Consider the following 24,154-nt stretch of genomic DNA (forward strand, 5'->3'; position numbering starts at 1 on the left):
AGGCGCCGGCGCCGCTGAGCCGTCGGCACTCGGGATCGACATCGGTGCGCGCCGGTGACGAACACACACATCGGGAGACGGCAGTGGACGAGGTCCGCAACCTGATCATCATCGGCTCCGGGCCGGCCGGCTACACGGCGGCGGTCTATGCCGCGCGCGCCAACCTCAAGCCGCTCGTGATCGAGGGCGTGCAGTCCGGTGGTGCGCTCATGACCACCACCGAGGTGGAGAACTTCCCCGGTTTCGCGGACGGCATTCTCGGCCCCGAGCTGATGGACAATATGCGCAAGCAGGCCGAGCGGTTCGGTGCCGAGTTCCTGACCGACGACGTGACGCGGGTCGAGCTGACGGACACCGGCGAGGTGGGCTCCGACGCGGTCAGCACGGTCTGGGTGGGCGAGACCGCCTACCGGGCCAAGGCCGTCATCCTCTCCACCGGCTCGGCCTGGCGCCCGCTTGGCGTGCCGGGCGAGCAGGAATACCTGGGCCACGGCGTGTCGTCCTGCGCCACCTGCGACGGCTTCTTCTTCCGCAACCAGCACATCGTGGTGGTCGGCGGCGGCGACTCGGCGATGGAGGAGGCCAGCTTCCTCACCCGGTTCGCCGAGTCGGTGACCATCATCCACCGACGGGACTCGTTCCGGGCCAGCAAGATCATGGCCGCCCGCGCGCTGGGCAACGACAAGATCAAGGTCGAGTGGAACAGCGTGATCGAGGAGATCCTCGGCGACGACGGCAAGGTCAGTGGCGTCCGGGTCCGCAACGTGCACTCCGGCGAGAGCAAGGTGCTCGACGTCACCGGCGTCTTCGTGGCGATCGGCCACGACCCGCGCAGTGAGCTCTTCCGCGGCCAGGTGGAACTCGACGGCGAGGGGTACGTGAAGGTGCAGGCACCGAGCACCCGGACGAACATCCCGGGTGTCTTCGCCGCCGGTGACGTGGTGGACCACATCTACCGGCAGGCGATCACCGCGGCCGGTACGGGCTGTGCCGCCGCCCTTGACGCCGAGCGCTTCATCGCCACCCTGCAAGTCTGAAACATCTTCACAAACAGTTTTCCCGGAGGAGGGTTCATAGTGGGAGCCACCAAGGCGGTCACCGACGCGAGCTTCGCGAGTGACGTGCTCAAGTCCGACAAGCCGGTCCTGGTCGACTTCTGGGCGGAGTGGTGCGGTCCGTGCCGCAAGGTCTCGCCGCTGCTGGAGGAGATCGCCGGTGAAATGGGCGACCAGGTCAGCATCGTCAAGCTCAACATCGACGAGAACCCCGAGACCGCCCGCGCCTACCGGGTGATGTCCGTGCCGACCCTCACCATCTTCAAGAACGGCGAGCCGGTGCAGTCCATCGCCGGCGCCAAGCCGAAGGGCGAGCTGGTCAAGCTCATCGAGTCGGCGCTCTGAGCCGACCGCCAACCGCACCGAACCCCCGTCGACCGGATCCCCGGGCGGCGGGGGTTCCGGCTTTCCTGACCTGGGCGAACCTGAAGCCGCTCGGTGACCGGTCACGGTACGCTCCGTAGGCGTGCCCACGGGGGGAGCACCTCCGTCGGAGTCTCCGGCCAGCCAGCGCCCGTGCAGAGGGGGTCGTCGTGCGTCCGATCCGACCCGGTGACCGGGGAGCCGCGGTGGCCGAGATCCGTACCGTCCTCACCAGCCTCGACCTGCTCCCATCCGGTGGCCAGGGCGACGAGTTCGACGCCGAGACCGAACGCGCCGTGCGGGCGTTCCAGCAGTCCCGGGGCCTCAGCGTGGACGGGCGGGTCGGCGCGGAGACCTGGCAGGCCCTGGACGCGGCCCGCTGGCGCCTTGGTGCCCGCACCCTCTACCACGCGGTCCCCGAGCCGCTGATCGGCGAGGACGTCCGGTCGCTCCAGGAACGCCTCATGGAGATGGGGTACGACGTCGGACGCGCCGACGCCATCTACGGGATCCGCACCTCCCGGGCGGTCGCCCAGTTCCAGCGCGAGATGGGGCTGAAGCCGGACGGGGTCTGCGGCCCGCACACCATGAACGCGCTGCGCCGCCTCGGCCGGAAGGTGGTCGGCGGGCGCCCGCAGTGGCTCCGCGAGTCCGACGCCATCCGGCAGGCCGGGCCCACCCTGGTCGGACGGACGGTGGTGATCGACCCCGGGCACGGCGGCACCGACCCGGGAGAGGTGGTGCCCGACGGCCCGCTGCGCTGGACCGAGGCGGACATCGTCTACGACCTGGCCAGCCGGCTGGAGGGGCGGCTAGCCGCGGCCGGCGTACGGGTGCAGCTCACCCGCGGCCCGTCCCCGCGGACCTGCCTGCCGGACGCCGAGCGCGCCCAGTTGGCCAACTCACTCGGCGCGGACGTCTTCATCTCGCTGCACACCGACGGGCACGCCAACCCGGCCGCGGACGGGGTGGCCACCTACCACTACGGCACGGACAACGGCGTCACCTCGGCCACCGGGGAGCGGCTGGCGGGGCTGGTGCAGCGGGAGATCGTGGCCCGGACCGGGCTACGGGACTGCCGCACCCACGCCAAGGCGTGGGACCTGCTGCGGCTGACGAAGATGCCCGCGGTCCGCGTCGAGGTGGGCTATCTGACCTCGCCGGAGGACCGGGGTCGGCTGGTCGACCCGCGGTTCCGGGACAAGGTGGTCGAGGCGATCGTCGCCGCGGTGCAGCGGATGTACTTCCCGATCGAGCGGGACGTCCCCACCGGCTCGATCGACGTGAGCGAGCTGCGGGCGATCGTCGCCGCCGGCACGGTGGTGGACTGACGAGCCGCCGGCTGCCGGCCGGTCAGCTCATGGCGCGGGTGGCCGGGGCGGGGCGTACCGGGCGGAGCAGCGTCTCAGGGCTCATCGAGCCGAGCAGCTTCTCCAGCGCGTACTCGACGTCGGACTTCCAGCTCAACGCGGTCCGCAGCTCCAGCCGCAGCCGGGGATAGCGGGGGTGCGGGCGGACCGTCTTGAAGCCCACCGAGAGGAAGAAGTCGGCCGGCGCGACGCAGGCCCGGGTCGGGTCGTCCTCCCCGCCGTCGCCGAACTTGGCGTCGCCGAACGCCTCGATCGCCTTGATGCCGCGCTTGGTGAGGTCCCGGGCCACGCCCTGGACCAGCATCCGGCCCAGACCGCCGCCGGCGAAGGCGGGCACCACCGTGGCGGTCATCAACAGCGCGGCGTCCGCGGAGACCGGCGAGGTGGGAAAGGCCATCGAACGCGGGACGTACGCGGGCGGGGCGTACATGACGAAACCGGCCGGCATGCCGTCGACGTACGCGAGCTTGCCGCAGGAGCCCCATTCCAGCAGGGTCTGGGAGACCCAGGCCTCCTTCTCCAGCCCGGGGTCGCCGGCGGCGCACGCCCGGTCGGCCGAGACCGGGTCCAGCTCCCAGTAGACGCACTGGCGGCACGGACGGGGCAGGTCCTCGAGGGTGTCGAGGGTCAGATTGACCAGACGTCGCGACATCAGCGCATCCCCACCAATAGGCTCGGAGCGGAAACCACCGCGGTGCTCACGCCGCCGCCTTCCCCTGCCCCCGACGAGCGATCGTACGCCGCCGGCCGGCGGTACGGGAGAGGACGCGCGAACAGCCACCCGGGAGGGGGACGGGCCGGCCCGGGATGTGGACGTACCCACATGGCCGGTCCGCGGCTGGTGGGCGCGGACTACGATCGACCAACTGGCCACCCGTGCCGCCATGGTTGCCGGCATCGTGGGTACCACACCCGGCGGCAGCCCCGCCGACACCCGATCGAGGTGATGTCATGACCGGCACGACACTCGACGACTACACCGACCGGTACGCCCGCCGGGTCCGAGGGATGACCGCCTCCGAGATCCGGGCGCTCTTCGCGGTGGCCAGCCGGCCGGAGGTGGTCTCGCTCGCCGGTGGGGCACCCTACATCGCGGCGCTGCCGCTGGACGCGGTCGGCGAGATGCTGGGCCGGCTCGGCGCCGAGCACGGCGCGACCACCCTGCAGTACGGCATCGGCCAGGGCACGCTGGAGCTGCGCGAGCGGATCTGCGAGGTGATGGCCCTCTCCGGGATCGACGCCTCCTGCGGCGCCTCGCCGGAGGACGTGGTGGTCACCGTCGGCGGCCAGCAGGCGCTCGACCTGGTGGCCCGGCTCTTTCTGGACCCGGGGGACGTGGTGCTCGCCGAGGGCCCGACCTACGTCGGAGCACTCGGGGTGTTCCAGGCCGCCCAGGCCCAGGTGGTACACGTGCCGATGGACGGCGAGGGGCTGATCCCGGAGGCGCTCGAGGCGGCCATCGCCGACCTGGCCCGGACCGGCCGGCGGGTGAAGTTCCTCTACACCATCCCCACCTACCAGAACCCGACCGGCGTGACCCTGAGCGAGGAGCGGCGCGAGCGGGTGCTCGACATCTGCGAGCGCGCCGGCCTGCTGGTGGTCGAGGACGACCCGTACGGTCAGCTCGGTTTCGAGGAGGATGCGCCCGCGCCGCTGCGGGCCCGGCGCCGCGACGGGGTCTTCTACCTGAGCACCTTCTCCAAGACCTTCGCCCCGGGCCTCCGGGTGGGCTGGATCCTCGCCCCGCACGCGGTCCGCGACAAGCTGGTCATCGCCAGCGAGGCGCAGATCCTCTGCCCCAGCGGGTACGCCCAGGCCGCCGTGTCGACGTACCTCGGCACCATGCCCTGGCGGGAGCAGCTGAAGGTCTACCGGGAGGTCTACCGGGAGCGCCGGGACGCGATGCTCGCCGCGCTGGAGGACCTGATGCCGGGAGGCAGCACCTGGACCACTCCCGGTGGCGGCCTCTTCGTCTGGGCGACCCTGCCGAACGGCCTCGACTCCAAGGCGATGATGCCGCGCGCCATCGCTGCCCGGGTCGCGTACGTGCCGGGCACCGGCTTCTACGCCGACGGCTCCGGCAGCGGCAACATGCGACTCAACTTCTCCTTCCCGCCGCCCGAACGGATCCGCGAGGGCATCCGCCGGCTGGCCGGCGTGATGGAGCAGGAAATCGCCATGCGCAAGGTCTTCGGGGCGGTCGGCGGCTCCGGGCCACGACGCCGGCAGGGCGGCGCGGACGCGCCCGGTCCCGACTTGGCATGATTCCCGCATGGCCGTCAGCCCTGCCGCCCACGCTTCCGTGACCGACCCTGCCGCCACCGACGAGCTGCACGTGCTGGTGCTCGCCGGCGGCCTCTCGTACGAGCGGGACGTCTCCCTGCGGTCCGGCCGGCGCGTGCTCGACGCGCTGCGCGCGGTCGGCGTGGACGCCGAGCTGCGAGACGCGGACGTGGCCCTGCTGCCGGCGCTGGCCGCCGACCCGCCGGACGCGGTGGTGATCGCCCTGCACGGCGCCACCGGCGAGGACGGCTCGCTGCGCGGGGTGCTCGACCTCTGCGCCATCCCGTACGTCGGCTGCGACGCGCGCGCCTCCCGGCTCGCCTGGGACAAGCCGTCGGCGAAGGCGGTGCTGCGCGAGGCCGGCATCCCCACCCCGGACTGGGTCGCCCTGCCGCACGACCGCTTTTCGGAGCTGGGCGCGGTGGCCGTGCTGGAACGGATCGCCGACCGGCTCGGCCTGCCGCTGATGGTGAAGCCGGCGCAGGGCGGCTCCGGACTGGGGGCCGCAGTGGTCCGGGACGCCGCGTCACTGCCGGCCGCAATGGTCGGTTGTTTCGCGTACGACCAGACGGCGCTGGTGGAGCGCTACGTGCCCGGCATGGACGTGGCGGTGTCCGTGGTCGACCTGGGCGAGGGCCCGGAGGCGCTGCCGCCGGTCGAGATCGTGCCCCGCAACGGGGTCTACGACTACGCAGCCCGCTACACCGCCGGCCGCACCACCTGGCACGCGCCGGCCCGTCTCGACCAGGAGACGACCGAGCGGGTGTCCGACGTGGCGCTCGCCGCGCACAACGCGCTCGGCCTGCGCGACCTCTCCCGCGTCGACCTGATCGTGGACGCGTCCGGACGGCCGCACGTGCTCGAGGTCAACGTCTCCCCCGGGATGACCGAAACCTCGCTCCTGCCGCTGGCCGTACAGGCGGCCGGGCTGGACTTCGGCCGGGTGCTCGGCTCGCTGGTGAGCCGAGCCGCCGCCCGCCGCCCGTAACGCCCGCCGCCTGTCCCGCCCTCACCCGGCGGACGGCGCGGTCTTGGACTCCTCCGCTGCCGGCTCTTCCGCTTCCTCGGGCTTCTCCGCCTCTTCGGGCTTCTCGGTTTCCTCGGGCTCCGGGAGGATCTCCTCGGCCGCCTCGATCACCGAGACGGCCTCTTCCTCCGCGGCCTCCGCAGCCTCGCTCGTCGAGGAGGAGAGGCTGGACGGTGCCTGCCACTGGATTCGCGGCGGCTCGGCCAGCGGGCGGCCACCGAACTCGGCCAGCCAGGCAGCGACCAGGGCGAGATTCTCCCGCCACTGCGCCTCGGAGATCGGCGGCAGGATCGAGTCCCACAGGGACAGGAACGTGCCCCGCAACTGCAGCCGCCCGTACGGCCGCGCCAGGAACCACATGTGCAGATGCGCGGAGCCGTCGCCCCAGCGGTTCACGTGCACGCGGGCGACGCCGTCCAGCGACCGGATGGCGCGTTCCAGCCGGACGGTCATCACGCCAAGCTCGGCGGCGAGCAGGTTCGGCAGGTCACCGAGATCGAGGTGGGATCGGGACTCCAGGATCAGCACCATCGGCAGGCCGGTGGGCCGGTCCATCGCGCGTACCCGCCACCGCTCGCCGACCCAGATGTACGCCTCGTCGGGCGCGTTACAGGCGGTGCACTCCCGGTTTCCCTCCCCTCGTCGGGGAGGTTCGACCGGCACCGGCTCGTCGAGTTGCTTGACGCGAAGGTCGCCCTCGAAGGGGAAGGAGGGCCACTGGGTGAAGTCCGGGACTGAGGGAGGGGTGTCCTGCACGACGCTGACCCTAACCGAGTCGGCGACGCCTGTCCCTACCTGTTTCATCGGTGATCGCCGGCATCCGGCCGGGCCCTCCACGACGGTTGTCCACCGCGTTGTCCACAGGCCGCAGACATCACCAGCGAGCCGCGTCATCCACAGGTCAACGCGGCTTTCCGAGCGCTGTTTCACGTGAAACGGGGGTGCCCTGTGGAAAACAATTGTGGATAACGCGGCGGGACGTGCGGTGAAGTTGTCCACCGGACACCGTCCCTCCCTTCCTAACGAGCGACCCGCCGATCGGCACCGGCCCACTGACCGGGTTTCGTGATCTCGCTCCCCGGACCTGAACCACCATGGACTCGCCGTGGGTTGGCTGCTCTGCGGTTGCCCCCGGTGCCCTCGACGGGTGATGTGCCGGCCACCGTCTCGGCCCGGCGCTGGCCGCCAGCCCGCCAGTGCCGCCCCGCCCGTTGACGCCGCCAGCTCGCCGGTGGCGGTGGCGCGGCATTCGCCCGGCGGCGCTCGGGCGGCGGCTCGGCATTCGCGCGGCGACGCTTGGCGGCAGCCATTCAGGCTGGACCTCGCGGAGTGGACGACGCTGCGGGCGAGCACCCCGGGTCGACGCGAGAGCGACGGAGCCACGCCGATCTGGCGGAGCGACCACAGGGCAGCCTCCTATGCGCCGAGCCGGCCCGACACTTCAGCTGCAGCCCTGGAAATGTCCACTCGTTCCGGGGTCCGTAGAGGCTCGAACCCTCCCCGACTCCAGCGCCTGCGCGACGCCGGCCCCTTTGAGTCCTGACGAGGGTGAGGTGCTGACCGGTCGCGTCCAGTTCCGGTGGGCGGGTGGCAGTTGGCCGGCGGCGGGTGGCCGGCGGCGGGTGGCCGGCGGCGGGTGGCGGTGCTAGATCCGGGAAACGGTGTGGGTCGTGGTGGCTTGCTCCGCTGTTTCACGTGAAACCGCGGCTACTCACGTCGGTTCTGGGGAGCCGGGCCGCGATCGAGGTGAAGATCAGCACGTTGCCAGTCGGCTCCGCCAGCGGCTACCGGTGGCGGTCGACGGCGCGGCGGCGCGGTCGGCGGCTTGCAACCGACCGGGCCACCGATCGTTCTGAGGCGACGTTGCGCCCAGGCGGCGCCTCCACCGCTCCTTGTCGGCAACTCCCCTCAGGTCACGCTCGCACTCAGCGCATCGTCGGGCTACCTGCCGTCGGGCGGGCTCACCGGATCGGACCGGGCTGCCCACCCCTCGGCCCGGTTGCCCCCGACCCCCAGCCCACCCCCTTCAACCCGGCGGCGGTGTTCGCTTCGGCCCCCGGTGAGGTGCAGCCGTCGTGCCCGCAGGCAGCTACTGCCCTGGGCCGCCATCCCGGCGAATCTAGGCGCAGTCCAACGAGGCATACCCGGGGGACCGACCCAGTCGGCCAACGGGCCGGCGGGTCGGCTCAGCAGGCGCGTCAGCCATCGATGGCGCAACGAGGATCGGGGGCCATCTCGCCCACTGGCCCCACAGCCGGGTATCGAGAACATGGGCTGATCCACATGGGGCTGCTCGCCACCGCCTGCCGCTCCGACAGGTCGTCCACTCCGGCGGTCGTCGTCCGCAGGGGAAGGAGCGGCCGCTCCGACAGTCCGCCTCTGAGAAGGGGCGACTGCGCCCCGGACGGGTCCGCCGTTAGGTCCGCCGCGGCGAGGAGCTCGGCCCCCGGGCTAATCCCGGCGCTAGCCGTCCGCTCCCGTTTCACGTGAAACCAGAGTCCCTTCCCTTCCACGCGGTCGCCGCGGTTGGGGCCAACCGTCTATGTGAAACCAAAAGGCCATTCCCACGCGGTCGCACGGTCGCACGCCTGACGGCTGACCGTTTCACGTGAAACGAAGAGCCACCCCGACTCCGCGCACCCCAGTTTGAGGCGACCCTAGGCGGGCGACCACCCGTGCGGCCTGTAGGCAACCGCGCGGACGCCCCCAGGGGCCCGGAGAGCGGCCGGCAGGGTCAGATCGGCCCCCGAACATACGATCCGCGGGCGAACCCCGGAGAGGGCCGTAGGGGCCGCCCGGCATGCCAGACACGGCCCGTCGCTCCGCACCCGTCCGGCAAAGCCGACCCGAAACGACTCGGCCGCGTCGTCCGCAGGGGACGACGCGGCCGAGACCGACGAGCTGCAATCACTCCTGGGGCTGGTCCTCCTGGCCCACGCCGATGATGCCCACAATCCGCTCCAGGTCGTCGACCGTCGCGAACTCGATGGTGATCTTGCCCTTGCTCCGGCCGATGTCGACCTTCACCCGGGTGTCGAACCGGTCGGAAAGCCGGTCCGCCAGATCCGACAGCGCCGGCGCGTGCGGCTTCGGCCGGCGCTTGGCCGCCGCCGTGCTCTTCGCGGGGCCGTCGCCCAACGCCAGCGCCACCATCTCCTCGGTGGCGCGTACGGAGATCCCCTCGGCGACGATCCGCTTTGCGAGCTGTTCCTGCGCCTCGGCGTCGTCCAAGCTGAGGAGCGCCCGGGCATGGCCGGCGGAGAGCACCCCAGCGGCGACCCGCCGCTGCACCTGGGCCGGCAGGTTCATCAGCCGGATCGTGTTGGAGATCTGCGGCCGGCTCCGGCCGATCCGCCGGGCCAACTCCTCGTGGGTCGCCCCGAACTCCTCCAGGAGTTGCTGGTACGCGGCCGCCTCTTCCAGCGGGTTGAGGTTGGCCCGGTGAATGTTCTCCAGCAGCGCGTCCCGGAGCATCGCGTCGTCCTTGGTGTCCCGGACGATGGCGGGGATGCTCTCCCGACCAACCGCCTGGGCGGCCCGCCAGCGCCGCTCACCCATGACGAGCTCGTACTTCTCGCCGTCGAGTTGGCGCACCACGATCGGCTGGAGGAACCCGACCTCCTGGATCGAGGTCTTCAGCTCCTCCAAGGCATCCTCGTCGAAGACCTGCCGGGGCTGCTTCGGGTTCGGCACGATGGCGTCGACCGGGATCTCGGCGAAGCGTGCCCCGGGCACCGGGCTCAGCTGGGGCTCGGGCTCGGCCGTCGGAGTGGGCGCTCCGACGACGGCAGCAGCCGCGCCGGCCACGGGTGTGGTCGGGACGGTCGGTGCCGTACCGCTCTCGGCATCGGCGGCCGCCGGGGCGCTGCCCGCCACCGGTCCGGTGGGGATGAGGGCACCGAGCCCTCGGCCCAGACCGCCGCGAGGACGGTTCTTCATGCGACGCCTCCCAGCGACTTCTCCGCACTACGCATTCCGGCTCACCGGCTCCTTGACGCCCCGCTCGGCGATCTCCTGGGCGGCCTCGAAGTAGCACGTGGCTCCCCGCGAACCGGGATCGTAGGTCATCACCGACTGGCCGTAGCTCGGCGCCTCGGAGACCCGGACGTTCCGGGGGATGACGGCCTGGAGCACCTTGTCCCCGAAGTGGTTCCGGACGTCCTGCTCCACGGCGTCGGCGAGCCGGGTACGCCGGTCGTACATGGTCAGCAGGATGGTGGAGACCTCAAGCTTCGGGTTGAGGTGCTGGCGGACCAGGTTGATGTTGTTGATCAGCTGGTTGAGGCCCTCCAGCGCGTAGTACTCGCACTGGATGGGGATCAGCACCTCCTGCGCGGCGACCAGTGCGTTGACGGTCAGCAGGCCGAGCGAGGGCGGGCAGTCGATGAAGACGTAGTCGAAGTGCCCCGGGTACGCGGCGATGGCGCGGGCCAGCCGGGACTCACGGGCGACCACCGACACGAGTTCGATCTCGGCACCGGCCAGGTCGATGGTGGCCGGTACGCACCACAGGTTCGGGATGCCCTCGACCGCCTGCGCCACGTCCTCCAGCGGCACGCCGTCGATCAGGCAGTCGTACACGTCGGGGATGCCGGTGTGGTGCGGGACGTTGAGCCCGGTGGAGGCGTTGCCTTGCGGGTCGAGGTCGACCACGAGGACCCGGTTGCCGTGGAGGGCGAGCGCCACCGCCAGGTTCACCGTTGTCGTGGTCTTGCCCACGCCGCCCTTCTGGTTCGCGACGCACATCACGCGGGTCCGGTCCGGACGAGGCATGGTCACCTCGCCACTGGGATTCAGGATCTGCACGGCGCGCATAGCCTCCATAGCCAACGGTGGGTCATCCTCTTCGCGCGTCGGGGTTTCACGTGAAACGTACGTGCCGGCGCCGGGTTCGGCACCGTAGCCCGCGACCGGTGGCATGTCGGGCGGTACCACCACGCCGGCGACCACGTCCGGGGCCACCTGCGGGGTCGGCTGCTGCGGCACGCCCGAGACCGGTGGCTGCGGCTCGTAGCGACCGGGCACGGCCGCGTTGCCGCGCACCGGGGCCGGACGCGCGCTCGGGGCGTTCCCCGGCCCACCCGTCGGGTCGTGCGGCTCGCGTGCCATTGGGATGTTCGCCGGCACCGAGGAGGTCGGCCGGCCCGGCACGTCCTGGTGGACCACCGGATCGCGCTCCGCTGGACGCGTGGACGGGCCGTCGGCGTCGCCGCTCACCGGCCAGCCCTGGTAGTCGGTTTCACGTGAAACGAGGTCGTCCGCAGAGGGTCGTCCTCCTGGCCCGGTCACCCGTGGATCGTCGTACCTGCCGTCGTCATGCACCTGTCATCCCTGCCCGCTCCGGATGGTCGGTCCGCACCCCGTCAATCGGGCCCCGCGCTCTCGGCGCGGCGTCAAGGCCCGGCGGGAACGGTCGGGTTCGGGTGCCTCCCGGCACCGCCGCTCCACACTATCGACGCGCGGTCAGCCTACGGCGGTCGGGCGCAGCGGGTCCACGTCGGGTTCTCGTCGATCGGTGGGACGCACCCGGTCGAACGACTGGATCCGGTCCAGGAGGCCGTTACGGCGTCAGCGGTTCCGGTCGCGGCCACCGCGACGCCGGCCACCCCGCGAGCGCTTCGGCCCCTTCTTCCGGGCCGGGCCGACCACCCGTTCCCGGACCACCTCGATCACCGTCGCCGGTGGGTCGATCACGCCCACCCCGCACCGGTGCACCTCCGGCTCGCCACCACCGAGCCTGGCCACCGCCGCGCCATGCTCGGTGATCTCCTCGGCCGCCGAGGCGCCCTTGAGCGCCATCAGCCGCCCGCCGGGCGCCACCAGCGGCAGGCACCAGGCGGCGAGCCGGTCCAGCGCGGCGACGGCCCGGGCGGTCACGATGTCGGCGCTGATCGCGGGGGTCTCGCGGGTACCGGCGGCCGCCTCCTCCGCCCGCCCGCGGAACACCCGGACGGTCCTGGTCAGGCCCAGCTGCTCCACCGCCTCGACGAGGAAGGCGGTCCGCCGGGCCAGCGGCTCGACGAGCGTCACAGTGAGGTCGGGCCGGGCGATCGCCAGCACCAGGCCGGGCAGCCCGGCGCCGGAGCCCACGTCGATGACGCTCGCCCCCTCAGGGATCCGCTCGGCCATCGCCGCGCAGTTGAGCAGATGCCGCTCCCAGAGCCGCGGCGTCTCGCGGGGGCCGATCAGGCCGCGCACCACACCGTCCGTCGCCAGCAGTTCGGCGTACGCGGCGGCCAGGTCGAGCCGGTCGCCGAAGAGGGTACGGGCGGCGTCCGCCAGCTCGGGCGGCAGCGTCACCTCGGCCGGGGACGGCCGGTCGCCGGACGTCGCAGACCCGGAGGCCGGCCCGATGGACCGCTCGGCATCGTCCAGAAGGGACGGAGCCGCCGGGGCGTCGACGTTGGCGGGGTCACCGGCGGCGGCCGGCTCGGCGAACACCGGCTCGATGGAACCCACCGGCGCGACGGGGCCAGACTCCTCCGCCGGGGCCGACGGCTCGCCGGATCCGGACGCTGGCGCTCGCTCACCGGAGAAGGCCGGGGTCGACGACCCGTGCGGGACGGAGCGGTCCGCCGACGCATCGGACTCCGCCGGCTCGGCGGAGAAGGTCGGGTCGGCCGCGGTCGACGGCGTGCCGGAGTACGACGCCTCGGCCGGAACGGCGGGGTCGCCGTCGGAGAAGATCGGGTCGACGGTCGGGTCCGGATGCACAGACGACGGCCCGGGCGGCGTACCACCCGGGCCGGTCACGGCACCCGCCGTCGTCTCGTCGTGGGCCACCCCGTCAGTCCGCCACCGGCCGGACGATGATCCGGCGGTTCGGCTCGACGCCCTCGGACTCGCTCTCCACGCCACTCATCGCGTTCACCACGTCGTGCACGCACTTACGCTCGAACGCGGACATCGGCTCCAGGCGCACCGGCTCGCCGTACTCCTTGACCTTCTCCACCGCGTTGCGTGCGACGGCGGCGAGCTCCTTGCGCCGGGCGGCCCGGTAGCCGCCGACATCGAGCAGCAGGCGGCTCGGCGAGCCGGTCTGCCGGAACACCGCCAGCCGGGTCAGCTCCTGAAGCGCCTCCAGGGTGGCGCCGCGCTGGCCGATCAGGTTCTGCAGCCCGCCGCCGACCACCTCGACGACCGGGCGGCCGCCGGAGACCATTTCGTCGATGTCGCCGTCGTAGTCGAGGATGTCGAGCAGACCCTCGACGTAGTCGGCCGCGATCTCGCTCTGCCGGAACAGGTCGCTGTCGGCCGGGGCCTTCTTCTCCTGGGCCTCCTCGGCCTGAATCTCCTCGGCCTCGTCGGTGGCGGCCGGCAGGGTCTCCTCGTCCAGGGACGGGTCGGCGCTGGGGATGCTGGTGTCGGTCACGGTCTCATCTCCGTACTCGCTCGGCCGGACCGTCGGGTCCGCTGGTCTCCCGAGGCCGGCGGGAGGTTCGCCGATGCCCTCGGGCACGTCTGTACGGGCAGTTTCGCCCGTGACCGCGCTCCGCGCGGTGGGTTCCGGCCCGGCGCCGACCTTTCGGCGGCTGCTCGGGGGCCGGTACGGGCCGCCACCGGGAGCCCGGCGGCGGCCCGGAGGCTCAGGCCTGCCGCTTGGCGGGGCGGCCCTTCTTCGGGTTGACCGGCTTGGCGCCGGGCTTCGGGGCGGCCACCTTCGGAGCGGCCGCCGGGGCCTTGGCCGCCGGCTGGGCGGTCTTGCGGCCGAACAGGCCACCGCTCTTGGCGGGCTGGGCCGTGCCCTTCGTGCCGGCGGCGCCCTTCGGGGGCACCAGCGGCGGGAACTTCCGCAGCACCCACTGCTGCTGGCCGAGGGTGAAGAGGTTGTTGGTGACCCAGTAGATGATCACACCGATCGGGAAGATCGAGCCGGAGACCAGCAGCGACACCGGAATGCCGTAGAGCATCAACCGCTGGACCATGCGCTGCTGCGGGTCCTCGGCCCAGCCGGTCTTCAGGATCATCTGGCGGCTGGTCAGGTAGGTCGTGGCGATCATGATGGCGACCAGGATGCCGGCCACGATCTTGACGGTGTGTCCGCTGGCACCCAGCCGGGCCAGTTCGTCCGCGGTGGAGCCGAACTTGCCGGCGATCGGCGCGCTGAAGAGCTTGGCGTGTGCGGCGCTGTCGAACTGCTCCACGGTCCAGCCGTAGAGGGTCTTCTGGGTCTTGCCCGGGTCGAGCCGCCGCAGGGTGTGGAACAGGCCGAGGAAGACGGGGATCTGGAGGAATATTGGAAGGCAGCCCATCAGCGGGTTGGCCTTTTCCTTCCGGTAGAGCTCCATCATCTCCTTCTGGAGCGTCTCCCGGTCACCCTTGTGCTTCTCCTGGAGCTCCTTGACCTTGGGCTGGAGCGCCTGCATGGCCCGCTGCGACTTGATCTGCTTGACGAAGATCGGGAAAAGGATCACCCGGACCGTGACCACCAGGAAGATGATGGCCAGGATCCAGGACCAGTTCGTCCCGATCACCGCTGCGGTCGGCACGATGGCGTCCCAGGCCGAGTGCCAGGTCAGCAGGATCCACGAGATCGCGTAGTAGATCCAGTCGAGACTCAATTCTCAGGCTCCAGTCACATCGGCACGTCGGCGGTCGCCCGGCTCCGGCACCGGGTCGTGTCCGCCTGGGTGGAAAGGGTGGCAGCGCGACAGCCGCCGGACCGTCAGCCAGGCTCCCCGCAGCGCACCGTGCCGGGACACCGCCTCGACGGCGTAGGCACTGCACGACGGGTAGAACCGGCAGCGGGCCGGCAGTGCCGGACTTATCCACCGACGGTACGCGATGATGGGCACCAGCAGCATGCGGGCACCGGTAGTGGTCGGCCGCGGGGCGGTGGTCCGGTCGCTCACCGGGACCGCCGGCCCCGGGCGGTCCGGGCGGCCGCGATGGCGGCGTCCAGGTCGGCCCCGAGCCGGGCGTACGACGCCTCGGCGGCCGGGGGGAGGGCCCGCACCACCAGGGTGCTCCCGGCGGGCAGGTCGGACAGGCGCTCGCGGACCAGGTGCCGGAGTCGCCGCCGGACCTTGTTGCGCACCACGGCATTGCCGACCGCCTTGGACACGACGAAGCCGGCGCGGCTGGGTGCGGAGGTCACCGCACCGCGGTTCCGCGCCGGCTCCGGCGAGGTTGTCACGGTAGGTCCGGTCGGCTGGGGGAGGGTCAGGTGGACCACAACGGCCCCACGGCCGACGCGTCGGCCACCCCGGACCGCTGCGGCGAAGTCGCTACTGCGCCGCAGTCGCTGCGCGGCGGTCAGCACGACTGCCCACGTCCCCGGACCGGACCGGTCGGCCTCAGGCCGACAGGCGGGCGCGGCCCTTGGCGCGACGGGTCGAAAGGATGGCGCGGCCGGCACGGGTGCGCATGCGCAGCCGGAAGCCGTGGGTCTTCGCGCGTCGGCGGTTGTTCGGCTGGAAGGTGCGCTTGCTCACGTCAGGCTCTCCGTTGTCGTACGCCCCGCGCGGGGGATCGCCCGGGGTCGTGTGGTGGTCCAGGCCACCTCGGCGGTGGCCTCCGATCGGTGCTGCCCGACGTCGCGGGTCCTCGGCGATGCGGGGTGGCGACCGCGGACAGCAAGCACCCGTCACCCTAGCAGAGGGCGCGAGAGCAGCCGCTCCAGCCTACGCAGGGGGGCAATGACCGTCAAACATCACACCCCGGACCGTTGTCCGTGCCGGAGCACGACCGAAGGGGCGGTTTTCACTGATGTTGACAAGGGTGCCACTGCGTCGACGGTTGATGGCGCGGGGTCCGCGCTGTTAGCGTGCCCGATTGCGGTCAGCGTCGGGGGTCCGGGTTGTCGCTGACAGGCAGGACCGGACAAGGTTGTGAATCGTTCGGCACGGTGAACCCGCTTCAACGCCTCCAGGACACAAGGGGGGGCAGGTCCGACCCGCGTCCGGTGGGCGGCCACAATCGGTCGGTACACACAGGCTGTGGATAACTTGTGGATGACGACCGGTCAGCCGTCCGGGCGGGCGTGAGGAGAGGCGAGGGGGTGGCACGACGGTGACCGGAGCGATCGACCTCGCCGCGGTGTGGACGGCGGCGACCGACGAGCTCGCCGACGAGATCATCTCCGCGCAGCAGCGGGCCTACCTCCGGCTGACCCGACTGCGGGCGATCGTCGAGGACACCGCCCTGCTCTCCGTACCGGACGCCTTCACCCGGGACGTGATCGAGTCCCGCCTCCGCCCAGCCATCACCGAGGCGCTGAGCCGGCGGCTCGGCCGGCCGATCCAGGTGGCCGTCACCGTGCGGGTCGCCGAGGACGGCCGCACCTCGGGCACCGTCTACCGCAGCGCCCCTGAGCCGGCGGAGCTCGACGCCCCCCAGGACCTGCTCAGCGGCTTCGACCAGCCCGGCCCGCCGGTGGCGGCGCCCGGCTTCCCCGAGCTCGGCTTTCCGGCCCGGCCCGACGCCCCCGGGTACGCCGAGCAGCCGCTCGAGGAGCCGGCCCCGCGGCAGCGCACGCCCGACGGCGGCCGGCCGCAGCTCATCCCGAGCAGCCGGGACGGGCAGGACACCCTGTTCAGCGCCACCTTCGCCGAGCCGCTGCGCGCCGCCCCCGAGCGCCGGAGCTTCGACGAGGGCCCCCGGGGCGAGGCGCCGTCCCCCGACCGCCGCGCCTACGAGCCCCGCTACCGCGAGGCCCCCGGCCCGGCGGACGCGCCGCCGCTGCGCGGCCTGCCCACCGGCGGTGCCACGGACTCGGGACCCGGGCGCAGTGGCGCGGATCACCGTCCCGGCGGCGCACCCGACCGCCGACTGCCCGGCGGCGCGGAGACCGGTGGCAACCGGCTCAACCCGAAGTACATGTTCGAGACGTTCGTCATCGGCTCGTCGAACCGGTTCGCGCACGCCGCGAGCGTCGCGGTGGCGGAGTCGCCGGCGAAGGCGTACAACCCGCTCTTCATCTACGGCAGCTCCGGGCTGGGCAAGACCCACCTGCTGCACGCCATCGGGCACTACGCCACGACGCTGGGCAACGCCCGCTCGGTCCGGTACGTCTCGACCGAGGAGTTCACCAACGACTTCATCAACTCCCTGCGGGACGACAAGACCAGCGCGTTCCAGCGCCGCTACCGGGACGTGGACATCCTCCTGATCGACGACATCCAGTTCCTGGAGAACCGGGAACGGACCCAGGAGGAGTTCTTCCACACCTTCAACACGCTGCACAACGCCAACAAGCAGATCGTGATCACCTCCGACCGGTCGCCGAAGCAGCTCGCGACGCTGGAGGATCGGCTGCGGACCCGGTTCGAGTGGGGCCTGCTCGCCGACATCCAGCCGCCGGACCTGGAGACCCGGATCGCGATCCTGCAGAAGAAGGCGGCCCAGGAGCGGCTGTTCGCCCCGGCGGACGTGCTCGAGTTCATCGCCTCCCGGGTGTCGAACTCGATTCGGGAACTGGAGGGCGCGCTGATCCGGGTCACCGCGTTCGCCAGCCTCACCCGTTCGTCGGTGGAGCTGTCCCTCGCCGAGGAGGTGCTGCGCGACTTCATCCCCGATGGCGCCGGCCCGGAGATCACCGCCGACCAGATCATGGTCTCCACCGCGGACTACTTCGGGGTGAGCCTGGAGGACCTGCGTGGCCACTCCCGCTCCCGGGTGCTGGTCAACGCCCGCCAGGTGGCCATGTACCTGTGCCGGGAGCTGACCGACCTGTCGCTGCCCCGGATCGGCCAGGCCTTCGGCGGCCGGGACCACACCACGGTCATGCACGCCGACCGGAAGATCCGCCAGCAGATGGCCGAGCGTCGCTCGCTCTACAACCAGATCGCCGAGCTGACCAACCGGATCAAGCAGACCACCTGAGTCGTACGCCGTCGCGGGACGACGGCGCAGCGCCCGGCCGGAAGCACCGGCCGGGCTTTTTTCGTGCCGGTGGACGCCGATGGCTTGACCCTCGACCGGGTCGAGGGCTCACGATCGGCGTCGTGTTCGTCCACACCCCGGCCCGGTTGTCCACATCCCCTGTTCCACAGTCGGTGGAAAACCACGCTCCGTCCGGACCCGGTTACCCACAAACTGTGGACAACCCCTGGGGAAGGTGCTGTGGATGCCTGGGGACGACGATCCCGTTTTCCACCGACGACGGTCGACCTGTGGGCGGGCTGTTGAAGGTTCTGGGGATGATGTCGATCGACGCCGTCCGGCTCGTCCACAACGCTGGGGAGAAACCCCGTGGATTAGCGGTGGACAACCGGTGGACAACCGTGGACAACCTGGGGGCGAGACGTGGCTGTGGACCGGGACACGACTTTCACCCCTGGTTCTCCACAGTCAAACCACCGGTGGATAACCTGCCTGACCTGCGCGGACGATGGTTCTCCACAGTTTGCACAGGTGCGATGAAGACGATGAGTTATCTCTTCTAAACAACAAAAACCAATCATCACCGTTGGACTTCCTGTGGATCGGGCCGGAGCACTGCCGTCGGCAGTCCCCCCGGCACCTGGATCCACGGGGTCGGGCGCACAGCCGATGCCCACGCGCCCTAAGGTGCGATGGGTACCCGCACGGTCGGGCGGGACGGGTGACAGCGGTCGGCATGAGAGAGTTGTCGCTGACGTCGACGCGGAGGCATTGATGAAGTTCCGAGTGGAGCGCGACGCGCTCGCCGAGGCGGTCGCGTGGACCGCCAAGAGCCTGCCCAACCGACCTTCCGTACCGGTGCTGGCCGGAGTGATGCTCCGGGTCACCGACGGCAACCTCCAGGTTTCCGGCTTCGATTACGAGGTCTCCAGCCAGGTCACCGTCGAGGTGCAGGGTGACGCCGACGGCGCCGCCCTCGTCTCCGGCCGCCTGCTCGCCGAGATCACCAAGGCGCTTCCGGCCAAGCCGGTGGACATCGCCGCCGTCGGCGCCCATCTGGAGCTGGTCTGCGGCAGCGCCCGCTTCACCCTGCCGACCATGCCGGTCGAGGACTACCCGAGCCTGCCGGAGATGCCGGAGAGCGCCGGCACGGTCGACGCCGGCGCCTTCGCTGCCGCCGTGGCCCAGGTGGCCGTCGCCGCCGGCCGGGACGAGACGCTGCCGATGATGACCGGCGTCCGCGTCGAGCTCTCCGGCAGCACCCTGGCGATGCTCGCCACCGACCGCTACCGCCTCGCCCTGCGCGAGATGGAGTGGAACCCGGACGACCCCGAGATCAGCCTCAACGCCCTGGTACCCGCCCGGACGCTGAACGACACCGCCAAGGCTCTCGGCCCGCTCGGCGGCCAGGTGACCATGGCGCTCTCCCAGGGTGGCGCTGGCGAGGGCATGATCGGCTTCTCCGGCGGCACCCGCCGGACCACCAGCCGGCTGCTCGACGGGGCCAACTACCCGCCGGTCCGTTCGCTCTTCCCGTCTACCCACAACGCCGAGGCCCGGGTTTCGGTCAGCACCCTGATCGAGGTGGTCAAGCGCGTCGCCCTGGTCGCCGAGCGGACCACCCCGGTGCTGCTCAGCTTCAGCTCCGACGGCCTGGTCGTGGAGGCGGGCGGCACCGAGGAGGCGCGGGCCAGCGAGGCCATGGAGGCCACCTTCACCGGCGACCCGTTGACCATCGGCTTCAACCCGCAGTATCTGATCGACGGCCTGGCCAACCTGGGTGCCCAGCACGCCCTGCTCTCGTTCGTCGACGCCTTCAAGCCCGCGGTGATTTCCCCCGTCGGCGAGGATGGCGAGGTCATCCCGGGGTACCGGTACCTCATCATGCCGATCCGCGTGTCCCGCTGATCGCAGCCAGCAAGACCCAGACGTACGGAGGTAGGAGCAGATGCAGCTCGGCCTGGTAGGACTCGGCCGGATGGGCGGCAACATGCGGGAGCGGTTGCGCGCCGCCGGGCACGAGGTGGTCGGCTACGACCGCAACGCGGAGCTGAGCGACGTCGCGAGCCTCGCGGAGCTGGCCGAGAAGCTGGAGTCCCCCCGCGCGGTCTGGGTGATGGTGCCGGCGAGCGTCACCGACGCCACCATCGACGAGCTCGCCGGCGTGCTCGGCGAGGGCGACATCATCATCGACGGCGGCAACTCCCGGTTCAGCGACGACGCCCCGCGCGCCGAGCGCCTGAACGAGCAGGGCATCGGCTACATCGACGTCGGCGTCTCCGGCGGCGTCTGGGGCAAGCAGAACGGCTACGCCCTGATGGTCGGCGGCGCCCAGGAGCACGTTGAGCGGCTGCTGCCGATCTTCGAGGCGCTCAAGCCGGCCGGCGAGTTCGGCTTTGTGCACGCCGGCCCGGTCGGCGCCGGCCACTACGCCAAGATGGTGCACAACGGCATCGAGTACGGCCTGATGCACGCCTACGCGGAGGGCTACGAGCTGCTGGCCAAGTCCGAGCTGGTGACCAACGTGCCGGGCGTCTTCAAGTCCTGGCGCGAGGGCACCGTGGTCCGGTCCTGGCTGCTCGACCTGCTCGACCGGGCGCTGGACGAGGACCCGGAGCTGGCCGAGCTGAGCGGCTACACCGAGGACACCGGCGAGGGCCGCTGGACCGTCGACGAGGCGGTCCGGCTGGCCGTGCCGCTGAACGTCATCACCGCCTCCCTCTTCGCCCGGTTCGCGTCCCGCCAGGACGACTCGCCGGCGATGAAGGCCGTCGCCGCGCTGCGCCAGCAGTTCGGCGGGCACGCCGTCCACAAGCGCTGACCGGTATCCACAGCCTGTGTACGTCCGCCGGCTCGAACTGGTCGACTTCCGCTCGTACGAGCGGGTCGGCGTCGACCTGGAGCCCGGCCCGAACGTGCTGATCGGCGCCAACGGCGTCGGCAAGACCAACCTGGTCGAGGCGTTGGGCTACGTGGCGACCCTGGACTCGCACCGGGTCGCCACGGACGCCCCCCTGGTCCGGATGGGCGCCTCCTCGGCGGTGATCCGCTGCGCCGTGGTACACGAGGGCCGGGAACTCCTGGTCGAGCTGGAGATCGTCCCCGGCAAGGCCAACCGGGCCCGGCTGGGTCGTTCCCCGGCGCGCCGCGCCCGGGACGTGCTGGGCGCACTGCGGCTGGTGCTCTTCGCCCCGGAGGACCTGGAACTGGTCCGCGGCGACCCGGCCGAGCGCCGCCGCTACCTCGACGACCTGCTGGTCACCCGCCAACCCCGGTACGCGGGCGTGCGCGCCGACTACGAGCGGGTGGTCAAGCAGCGCAACGCCCTGCTGCGGACGGCGTACCTGGCCCGCAAGACGGGTGGCTCGCGGGGTGGAGATCTGTCGACCCTGGCGGTCTGGGACACCCATCTGGCCCACCACGGGGCCGAGCTGCTCGCCGGTCGGCTGGAGCTGGTCGCGGCGCTCGCCCCACACGTGGCGAAGGCGTACGACGCGGTGGCGGCCGGCAAGGGCGCGGCCGGGATCGCGTACCGGCCGTCGGTGGAGCTGCCCGAGCCGACGACCGATCGGGCGATGCTGGCCGAGGCGCTGGGTGCCGCGCTGACCGAGCAGCGGTCGGCGGAGATCGAACGCGGCACCACCCTGGTCGGCCCGCACCGCGACGACCTCGCCCTCACCCTCGGCCCGCTCCCCGCCAAGGGGTACGCCAGCCACGGTGAGTGCTGGTCGTACGCCCTCGCGCTGCGGCTGGCCGGATACGACCTGCTGCGCGCCGACGGGATCGAGCCGGTACTGGTGCTCGATGACGTCTTCGCCGAGCTGGACGCCGGCCGCCGGGAGCGGCTGGCCGAGCTGGTCGGCGGGGCCAGCCAGCTCCTGGTGACCTGCGCGGTGGACGACGACGTGCCGGCGGCCCTGCGGGGCACCCGGTACGCGGTGGGCGAGGGGACGGTACGCCGTGTCGGATGAGGTCGAACTCCCACCCGCCCGGCTGGGGCCGGGACGCGGTGGGCGTACCCCCGAGGGGCCGGACGGGAAGACGGGCGGCGAGGCGGCCGCGGACCTGCCGGCCGGGGCGTCCGGGCCGGAGCTGGCCCGGGCGGTGCTGGACGCGGCGAAGGCCCGCCGGCAGGCGGCGGCGACCACCCGGCGGCGCGGCGCGGTACGCGGCGACGGCGAGCCGCGGCCGCGCGGCTACTCCGGTCCCGGGCCGGATCCCCGCGATCCGCAGCCGCTCGGCGCCGTGCTGGACAAGCTGGTCAAGGCGCGCGGATGGCAACAGCCGGCGGCCGAGGCGACGGTCTTCGGCGCCTGGGAACGGGTGGTCGGGCCGGAGGTGGCGCAGCACAGCCGCCCGGTCAAGCTTGAGAACGGCGAGTTGACCGTGGAGGCCCGCTCGACGGCGTGGGCCACCCAGCTGCGGCTGCTCGCCGGCTCACTGCTCCAGCAGATCGCCCGCGAGGTGGGCCACAATGTGGTGCGCAAGCTGCACATCCACGGCCCGGCCGCGCCGTCCTGGTCGCGCGGACCACGCCGGGTCCGCGGCCGCGGACCGCGCGACACGTACGGCTGACGGTCAGTGACCGCCGCGCCGGGCCTCCCGCTCCGCGCGCTTGCGCTCCCGCTGCTCGCGGCTCCACTGCTTGCGCTGCTCGAGGTCCTGCTTCCAGGCGTCGCGGGCCTGTCGCGAGCCGCCCTGCACCGCGCCCGACACGTCTCCCGGGCCGGCGAGGTTACGGAACACCCAACCCATCAGGCGGCCGCCCTTGCCTGAAGCGTCGCCCACCTGCTCGTCGCCGCTCATCCGCCTGGCCTCTCCCTCGCCCATCGGACACGATTTGTGCGCCAACTATTGGTACACCAATCGTTGCTACGATCGCAACGACGACGAGGAGGACGAGGGTGGCCGACCAGTTTGAAGGCGATCCCCTGGCGCTGGAGCAGCAGGTGTGCTTCGCGCTCTCCGTCGCCGCACGCGGCGTCGTCGCGGTCTACCGCCCGCTGCTGGAGCCGATGGGGCTGACCCATCCGCAGTACCTGGTGATGCTGGCGCTCTGGCAGTCCGCCCCGCTGTCCGTGCGGGAGCTGAGCCGGCTGCTCCAGCTCGACCCCGGCACGCTGTCACCCCTGCTCAAGCGCCTCGAGGCCGCCGGTTATGTGCGGCGCGAGCGGGACGCGTCGGACGAGCGCAGCCTCGCCGTCTCGCTCACGGCCAGCGGTCAGGCGCTCCGGGCACAGGCCGAGCGGATTCCGCCCGCGATCGTGGCGCGGCTCGGCCTGCCGCTGGCGGACCTGCGGCACCTGCACACGGTGCTGACCGAGGTGATCGCGGCGGCCAACCGGGCCGCGACGGCCGGACCCGATCCGGCCGGGCAGCCGGGTCAGGCGTCGGCGTAGACGGCGAAGCCGCGGTCGGCGCAGCGCCGGTAGAAGGCGGCCAGCACGCTCAGCTCGGCGCAGGTGAAGTTCCACTGCGGCGGGTCGCCGTTCTCGTCGCGCAGCTTGTCCAGCCGGCTGTCCAGCCAGCGCAGCTGCTGCTCGGCCAGCCGGCCGTCGCCCAGCAGGGACCGGAGCACCTCGCTGACCGATTCGAAGGTCACCGCCTCATCGATCGTCCGGTGCCGGGCGATGAACTTCTCGACCCCGTCGGCGATCCAGGAGCACCCGTCCGGGTCGATCACCGGGTCCTCGTCCTCGGCGGCGTTCTCCGTGGCGTAGAGCACATTTTCCAGGCCGAGGATCAGGTCGACCAGTTCGGTGTATGCGGTCGCGCGGACCGTGCCGGTCTTGGCGATCAGCTCGGCGAGCGCCGCGGTGGGGGCGGAGATGCGTGGCATGTCCACGATCTCGCCGAAGTCGACGAACTCGGCCGGCGCGACCGGATCGTAGAAGCGGCCGGTCCGCGGCCAGTGCACCGCGACGTTGTCCAGCCCCATCTGGCGTCACCTCTCACCATGCGTTGTCGGACCGATCGGGTCGATCGTCCTGGTTCGGTCCGCCGGAGATCAAGGCCGCAGCGGCGGCGCCGCAAAGGTACGGCACGGCCAGTCCCGCCGCGACCCCCGGTCGGTTACGCGCCGGTACCGATCCGGTGGCCGGCCGCGCCCTCGATCAGGGCATGGCGTGTAGGGGGAGTCGCGGGCAGCGCAATTCGGCCGGCTACGTAGTTCTCAGCCGCCGCGCAGGGGTGCCGAGTGGCGGTTTGGTCGGCTGCGCAGAGTAAGATTGATG

The 24,154-nt window shown here is 71.9% G+C and carries 22 protein-coding genes and 1 pseudogene; 11 read left to right on the top strand and 12 right to left on the bottom strand.

Features of this window, described 5'->3' with window-relative positions:
* Positions 1-83 precede the first annotated feature (83 nt).
* The 3 genes from trxB (at position 84) to ACFYOS_RS08485 (ending at position 2,749) form a co-directional block, all read left to right on the top strand.
* The gene (trxB, locus tag ACFYOS_RS08475) at positions 84-1,037 is read left to right on the top strand and encodes a thioredoxin-disulfide reductase (protein ID WP_387137040.1); all 954 of its coding nucleotides are present in this window, start codon (positions 84-86) and stop codon (positions 1,035-1,037) included.
* 39 nt (positions 1,038-1,076) lie between these two features.
* Positions 1,077-1,400 carry a thioredoxin gene (trxA, locus tag ACFYOS_RS08480; RefSeq protein WP_046563073.1) on the top strand — a complete coding sequence of 108 codons (324 nt, stop codon included), beginning with the start codon at positions 1,077-1,079 and terminating at the stop codon, positions 1,398-1,400.
* A gap of 188 nt (positions 1,401-1,588) precedes the next feature.
* Positions 1,589-2,749 (top strand): N-acetylmuramoyl-L-alanine amidase, encoded by a 1,161-nt coding sequence (locus ACFYOS_RS08485; protein ID WP_387137045.1) that lies wholly within the window; start codon positions 1,589-1,591, stop codon positions 2,747-2,749.
* A gap of 22 nt (positions 2,750-2,771) precedes the next feature.
* Here ACFYOS_RS08485 and ACFYOS_RS08490 read toward each other — a convergent pair whose 3' ends face one another.
* Positions 2,772-3,440, bottom strand: coding sequence for a GNAT family N-acetyltransferase (locus ACFYOS_RS08490; protein WP_387137048.1), 669 nt, complete (start codon positions 3,438-3,440; stop codon positions 2,772-2,774).
* Between the two features lie 299 nt (positions 3,441-3,739).
* Here ACFYOS_RS08490 and ACFYOS_RS08495 point away from each other — a divergent pair, with 299 nt between their 5' ends.
* Together ACFYOS_RS08495 and ACFYOS_RS08500 are read left to right on the top strand one after the other, a co-directional pair.
* Positions 3,740-5,053 carry a PLP-dependent aminotransferase family protein gene (locus ACFYOS_RS08495; protein ID WP_387137050.1) on the top strand — a complete coding sequence of 438 codons (1,314 nt, stop codon included), beginning with the start codon at positions 3,740-3,742 and terminating at the stop codon, positions 5,051-5,053.
* 7 nt (positions 5,054-5,060) lie between these two features.
* Positions 5,061-6,059 (top strand): D-alanine--D-alanine ligase, encoded by a 999-nt coding sequence (locus ACFYOS_RS08500; protein ID WP_387137054.1) that lies wholly within the window; start codon positions 5,061-5,063, stop codon positions 6,057-6,059.
* Between the two features lie 24 nt (positions 6,060-6,083).
* On the opposite strand, the pseudogene ACFYOS_RS08505 reads toward ACFYOS_RS08500, so the two are convergent.
* The 9 genes and pseudogenes from ACFYOS_RS08505 to rpmH form a co-directional block, all read right to left on the bottom strand.
* Positions 6,084-6,854: pseudogene (locus ACFYOS_RS08505) on the bottom strand (hypothetical protein); the annotation flags it as partial.
* A gap of 2,151 nt (positions 6,855-9,005) precedes the next feature.
* Positions 9,006-10,037, bottom strand: a complete 1,032-nt coding sequence (locus ACFYOS_RS08510) for a ParB/RepB/Spo0J family partition protein (RefSeq protein WP_387137057.1) — start codon at positions 10,035-10,037, stop codon at positions 9,006-9,008.
* 27 nt (positions 10,038-10,064) lie between these two features.
* On the bottom strand, positions 10,065-11,420 hold the full coding sequence (locus ACFYOS_RS08515; protein ID WP_387137060.1) for an AAA family ATPase: 1,356 nt from the start codon (positions 11,418-11,420) through the stop codon (positions 10,065-10,067).
* Between the two features lie 246 nt (positions 11,421-11,666).
* Positions 11,667-12,881, bottom strand: coding sequence for a 16S rRNA (guanine(527)-N(7))-methyltransferase RsmG (gene rsmG / locus ACFYOS_RS08520; protein ID WP_387137063.1), 1,215 nt, complete (start codon positions 12,879-12,881; stop codon positions 11,667-11,669).
* 4 nt (positions 12,882-12,885) lie between these two features.
* Entirely contained in the window at positions 12,886-13,470 is a 585-nt protein-coding gene (locus ACFYOS_RS08525; RefSeq protein WP_387137066.1) for a protein jag, read from the bottom strand.
* A gap of 214 nt (positions 13,471-13,684) precedes the next feature.
* Positions 13,685-14,659: a membrane protein insertase YidC gene (gene yidC, locus ACFYOS_RS08530; protein WP_387137068.1), complete on the bottom strand. Its 975-nt coding sequence runs from the start codon at positions 14,657-14,659 to the stop codon at positions 13,685-13,687.
* Positions 14,660-14,662: 3 nt separating this feature from the next.
* A complete protein-coding gene (gene yidD, locus ACFYOS_RS08535; RefSeq protein ID WP_222870422.1) occupies positions 14,663-14,902 on the bottom strand; it encodes a membrane protein insertion efficiency factor YidD in 240 nt (79 codons plus the stop codon).
* A 44-nt stretch (positions 14,903-14,946) separates the two neighbouring features.
* A complete protein-coding gene (rnpA, locus tag ACFYOS_RS08540; RefSeq protein ID WP_387137071.1) occupies positions 14,947-15,360 on the bottom strand; it encodes a ribonuclease P protein component in 414 nt (137 codons plus the stop codon).
* Positions 15,361-15,394: 34 nt separating this feature from the next.
* Positions 15,395-15,532, bottom strand: a complete 138-nt coding sequence (gene rpmH, locus ACFYOS_RS08545) for a 50S ribosomal protein L34 (protein WP_123606641.1) — start codon at positions 15,530-15,532, stop codon at positions 15,395-15,397.
* A 577-nt stretch (positions 15,533-16,109) separates the two neighbouring features.
* Here rpmH and dnaA point away from each other — a divergent pair.
* The 5 genes from dnaA (at position 16,110) to ACFYOS_RS08570 (ending at position 22,496) form a co-directional block, all read left to right on the top strand.
* Positions 16,110-17,921, top strand: coding sequence for a chromosomal replication initiator protein DnaA (gene dnaA, locus ACFYOS_RS08550; RefSeq protein ID WP_387137075.1), 1,812 nt, complete (start codon positions 16,110-16,112; stop codon positions 17,919-17,921).
* A gap of 774 nt (positions 17,922-18,695) precedes the next feature.
* Positions 18,696-19,829 (top strand): DNA polymerase III subunit beta, encoded by a 1,134-nt coding sequence (dnaN, locus tag ACFYOS_RS08555; protein WP_387137078.1) that lies wholly within the window; start codon positions 18,696-18,698, stop codon positions 19,827-19,829.
* Between the two features lie 40 nt (positions 19,830-19,869).
* Entirely contained in the window at positions 19,870-20,742 is an 873-nt protein-coding gene (gene gnd / locus ACFYOS_RS08560) for a phosphogluconate dehydrogenase (NAD(+)-dependent, decarboxylating) (RefSeq protein WP_387137081.1), read from the top strand.
* Positions 20,743-20,758: 16 nt separating this feature from the next.
* Positions 20,759-21,892, top strand: coding sequence for a DNA replication/repair protein RecF (gene recF / locus ACFYOS_RS08565; protein ID WP_387137084.1), 1,134 nt, complete (start codon positions 20,759-20,761; stop codon positions 21,890-21,892).
* On the top strand, positions 21,882-22,496 hold the full coding sequence (locus tag ACFYOS_RS08570; protein ID WP_387137086.1) for a DUF721 domain-containing protein: 615 nt from the start codon (positions 21,882-21,884) through the stop codon (positions 22,494-22,496). Before recF ends, ACFYOS_RS08570 begins: the two co-directional genes overlap by 11 nt.
* Positions 22,497-22,499: 3 nt before the next feature.
* Here ACFYOS_RS08570 and ACFYOS_RS08575 read toward each other — a convergent pair whose 3' ends face one another.
* Positions 22,500-22,727, bottom strand: a complete 228-nt coding sequence (locus ACFYOS_RS08575) for a hypothetical protein (RefSeq protein ID WP_387137089.1) — start codon at positions 22,725-22,727, stop codon at positions 22,500-22,502.
* Between the two features lie 98 nt (positions 22,728-22,825).
* Here ACFYOS_RS08575 and ACFYOS_RS08580 point away from each other — a divergent pair, with 98 nt between their 5' ends.
* Complete coding sequence (locus tag ACFYOS_RS08580) at positions 22,826-23,320, top strand: MarR family winged helix-turn-helix transcriptional regulator (RefSeq protein WP_387137092.1); 495 nt, start codon at positions 22,826-22,828, stop codon at positions 23,318-23,320.
* Here ACFYOS_RS08580 and ACFYOS_RS08585 read toward each other — a convergent pair.
* Positions 23,305-23,859, bottom strand: coding sequence for a hypothetical protein (locus tag ACFYOS_RS08585; protein ID WP_387137095.1), 555 nt, complete (start codon positions 23,857-23,859; stop codon positions 23,305-23,307). The genes ACFYOS_RS08580 and ACFYOS_RS08585 overlap by 16 nt on opposite strands.
* Positions 23,860-24,154 lie beyond the last annotated feature (295 nt).

This window comes from Micromonospora sp. NPDC005806 (genome assembly GCF_042871425.1).
In the GTDB taxonomy this organism is placed as follows: Bacteria; Actinomycetota; Actinomycetes; order Mycobacteriales; family Micromonosporaceae; genus Micromonospora.

Bases quoted from the DNA above. Each gene is read 5' to 3' on its own strand.
- dnaN (WP_387137078.1), top strand. From the start codon at position 18,696: ATGAAGTTCCGAGTGGAGCGCGACGCGCTCGCCGAGGCGGTCGCGTGG.
- ACFYOS_RS08575 (WP_387137089.1), bottom strand. From the start codon at position 22,727: ATGAGCGGCGACGAGCAGGTGGGCGACGCTTCAGGCAAGGGCGGCCGC.
- ACFYOS_RS08500 (WP_387137054.1), top strand. From the start codon at position 5,061: ATGGCCGTCAGCCCTGCCGCCCACGCTTCCGTGACCGACCCTGCCGCC.
- yidD (WP_222870422.1), bottom strand. From the start codon at position 14,902: ATGCTGCTGGTGCCCATCATCGCGTACCGTCGGTGGATAAGTCCGGCA.
- ACFYOS_RS08490 (WP_387137048.1), bottom strand. From the start codon at position 3,440: ATGTCGCGACGTCTGGTCAATCTGACCCTCGACACCCTCGAGGACCTG.
- gnd (WP_387137081.1), top strand. From the start codon at position 19,870: ATGCAGCTCGGCCTGGTAGGACTCGGCCGGATGGGCGGCAACATGCGG.
- ACFYOS_RS08495 (WP_387137050.1), top strand. From the start codon at position 3,740: ATGACCGGCACGACACTCGACGACTACACCGACCGGTACGCCCGCCGG.
- ACFYOS_RS08510 (WP_387137057.1), bottom strand. From the start codon at position 10,037: ATGAAGAACCGTCCTCGCGGCGGTCTGGGCCGAGGGCTCGGTGCCCTC.
- ACFYOS_RS08585 (WP_387137095.1), bottom strand. From the start codon at position 23,859: ATGGGGCTGGACAACGTCGCGGTGCACTGGCCGCGGACCGGCCGCTTC.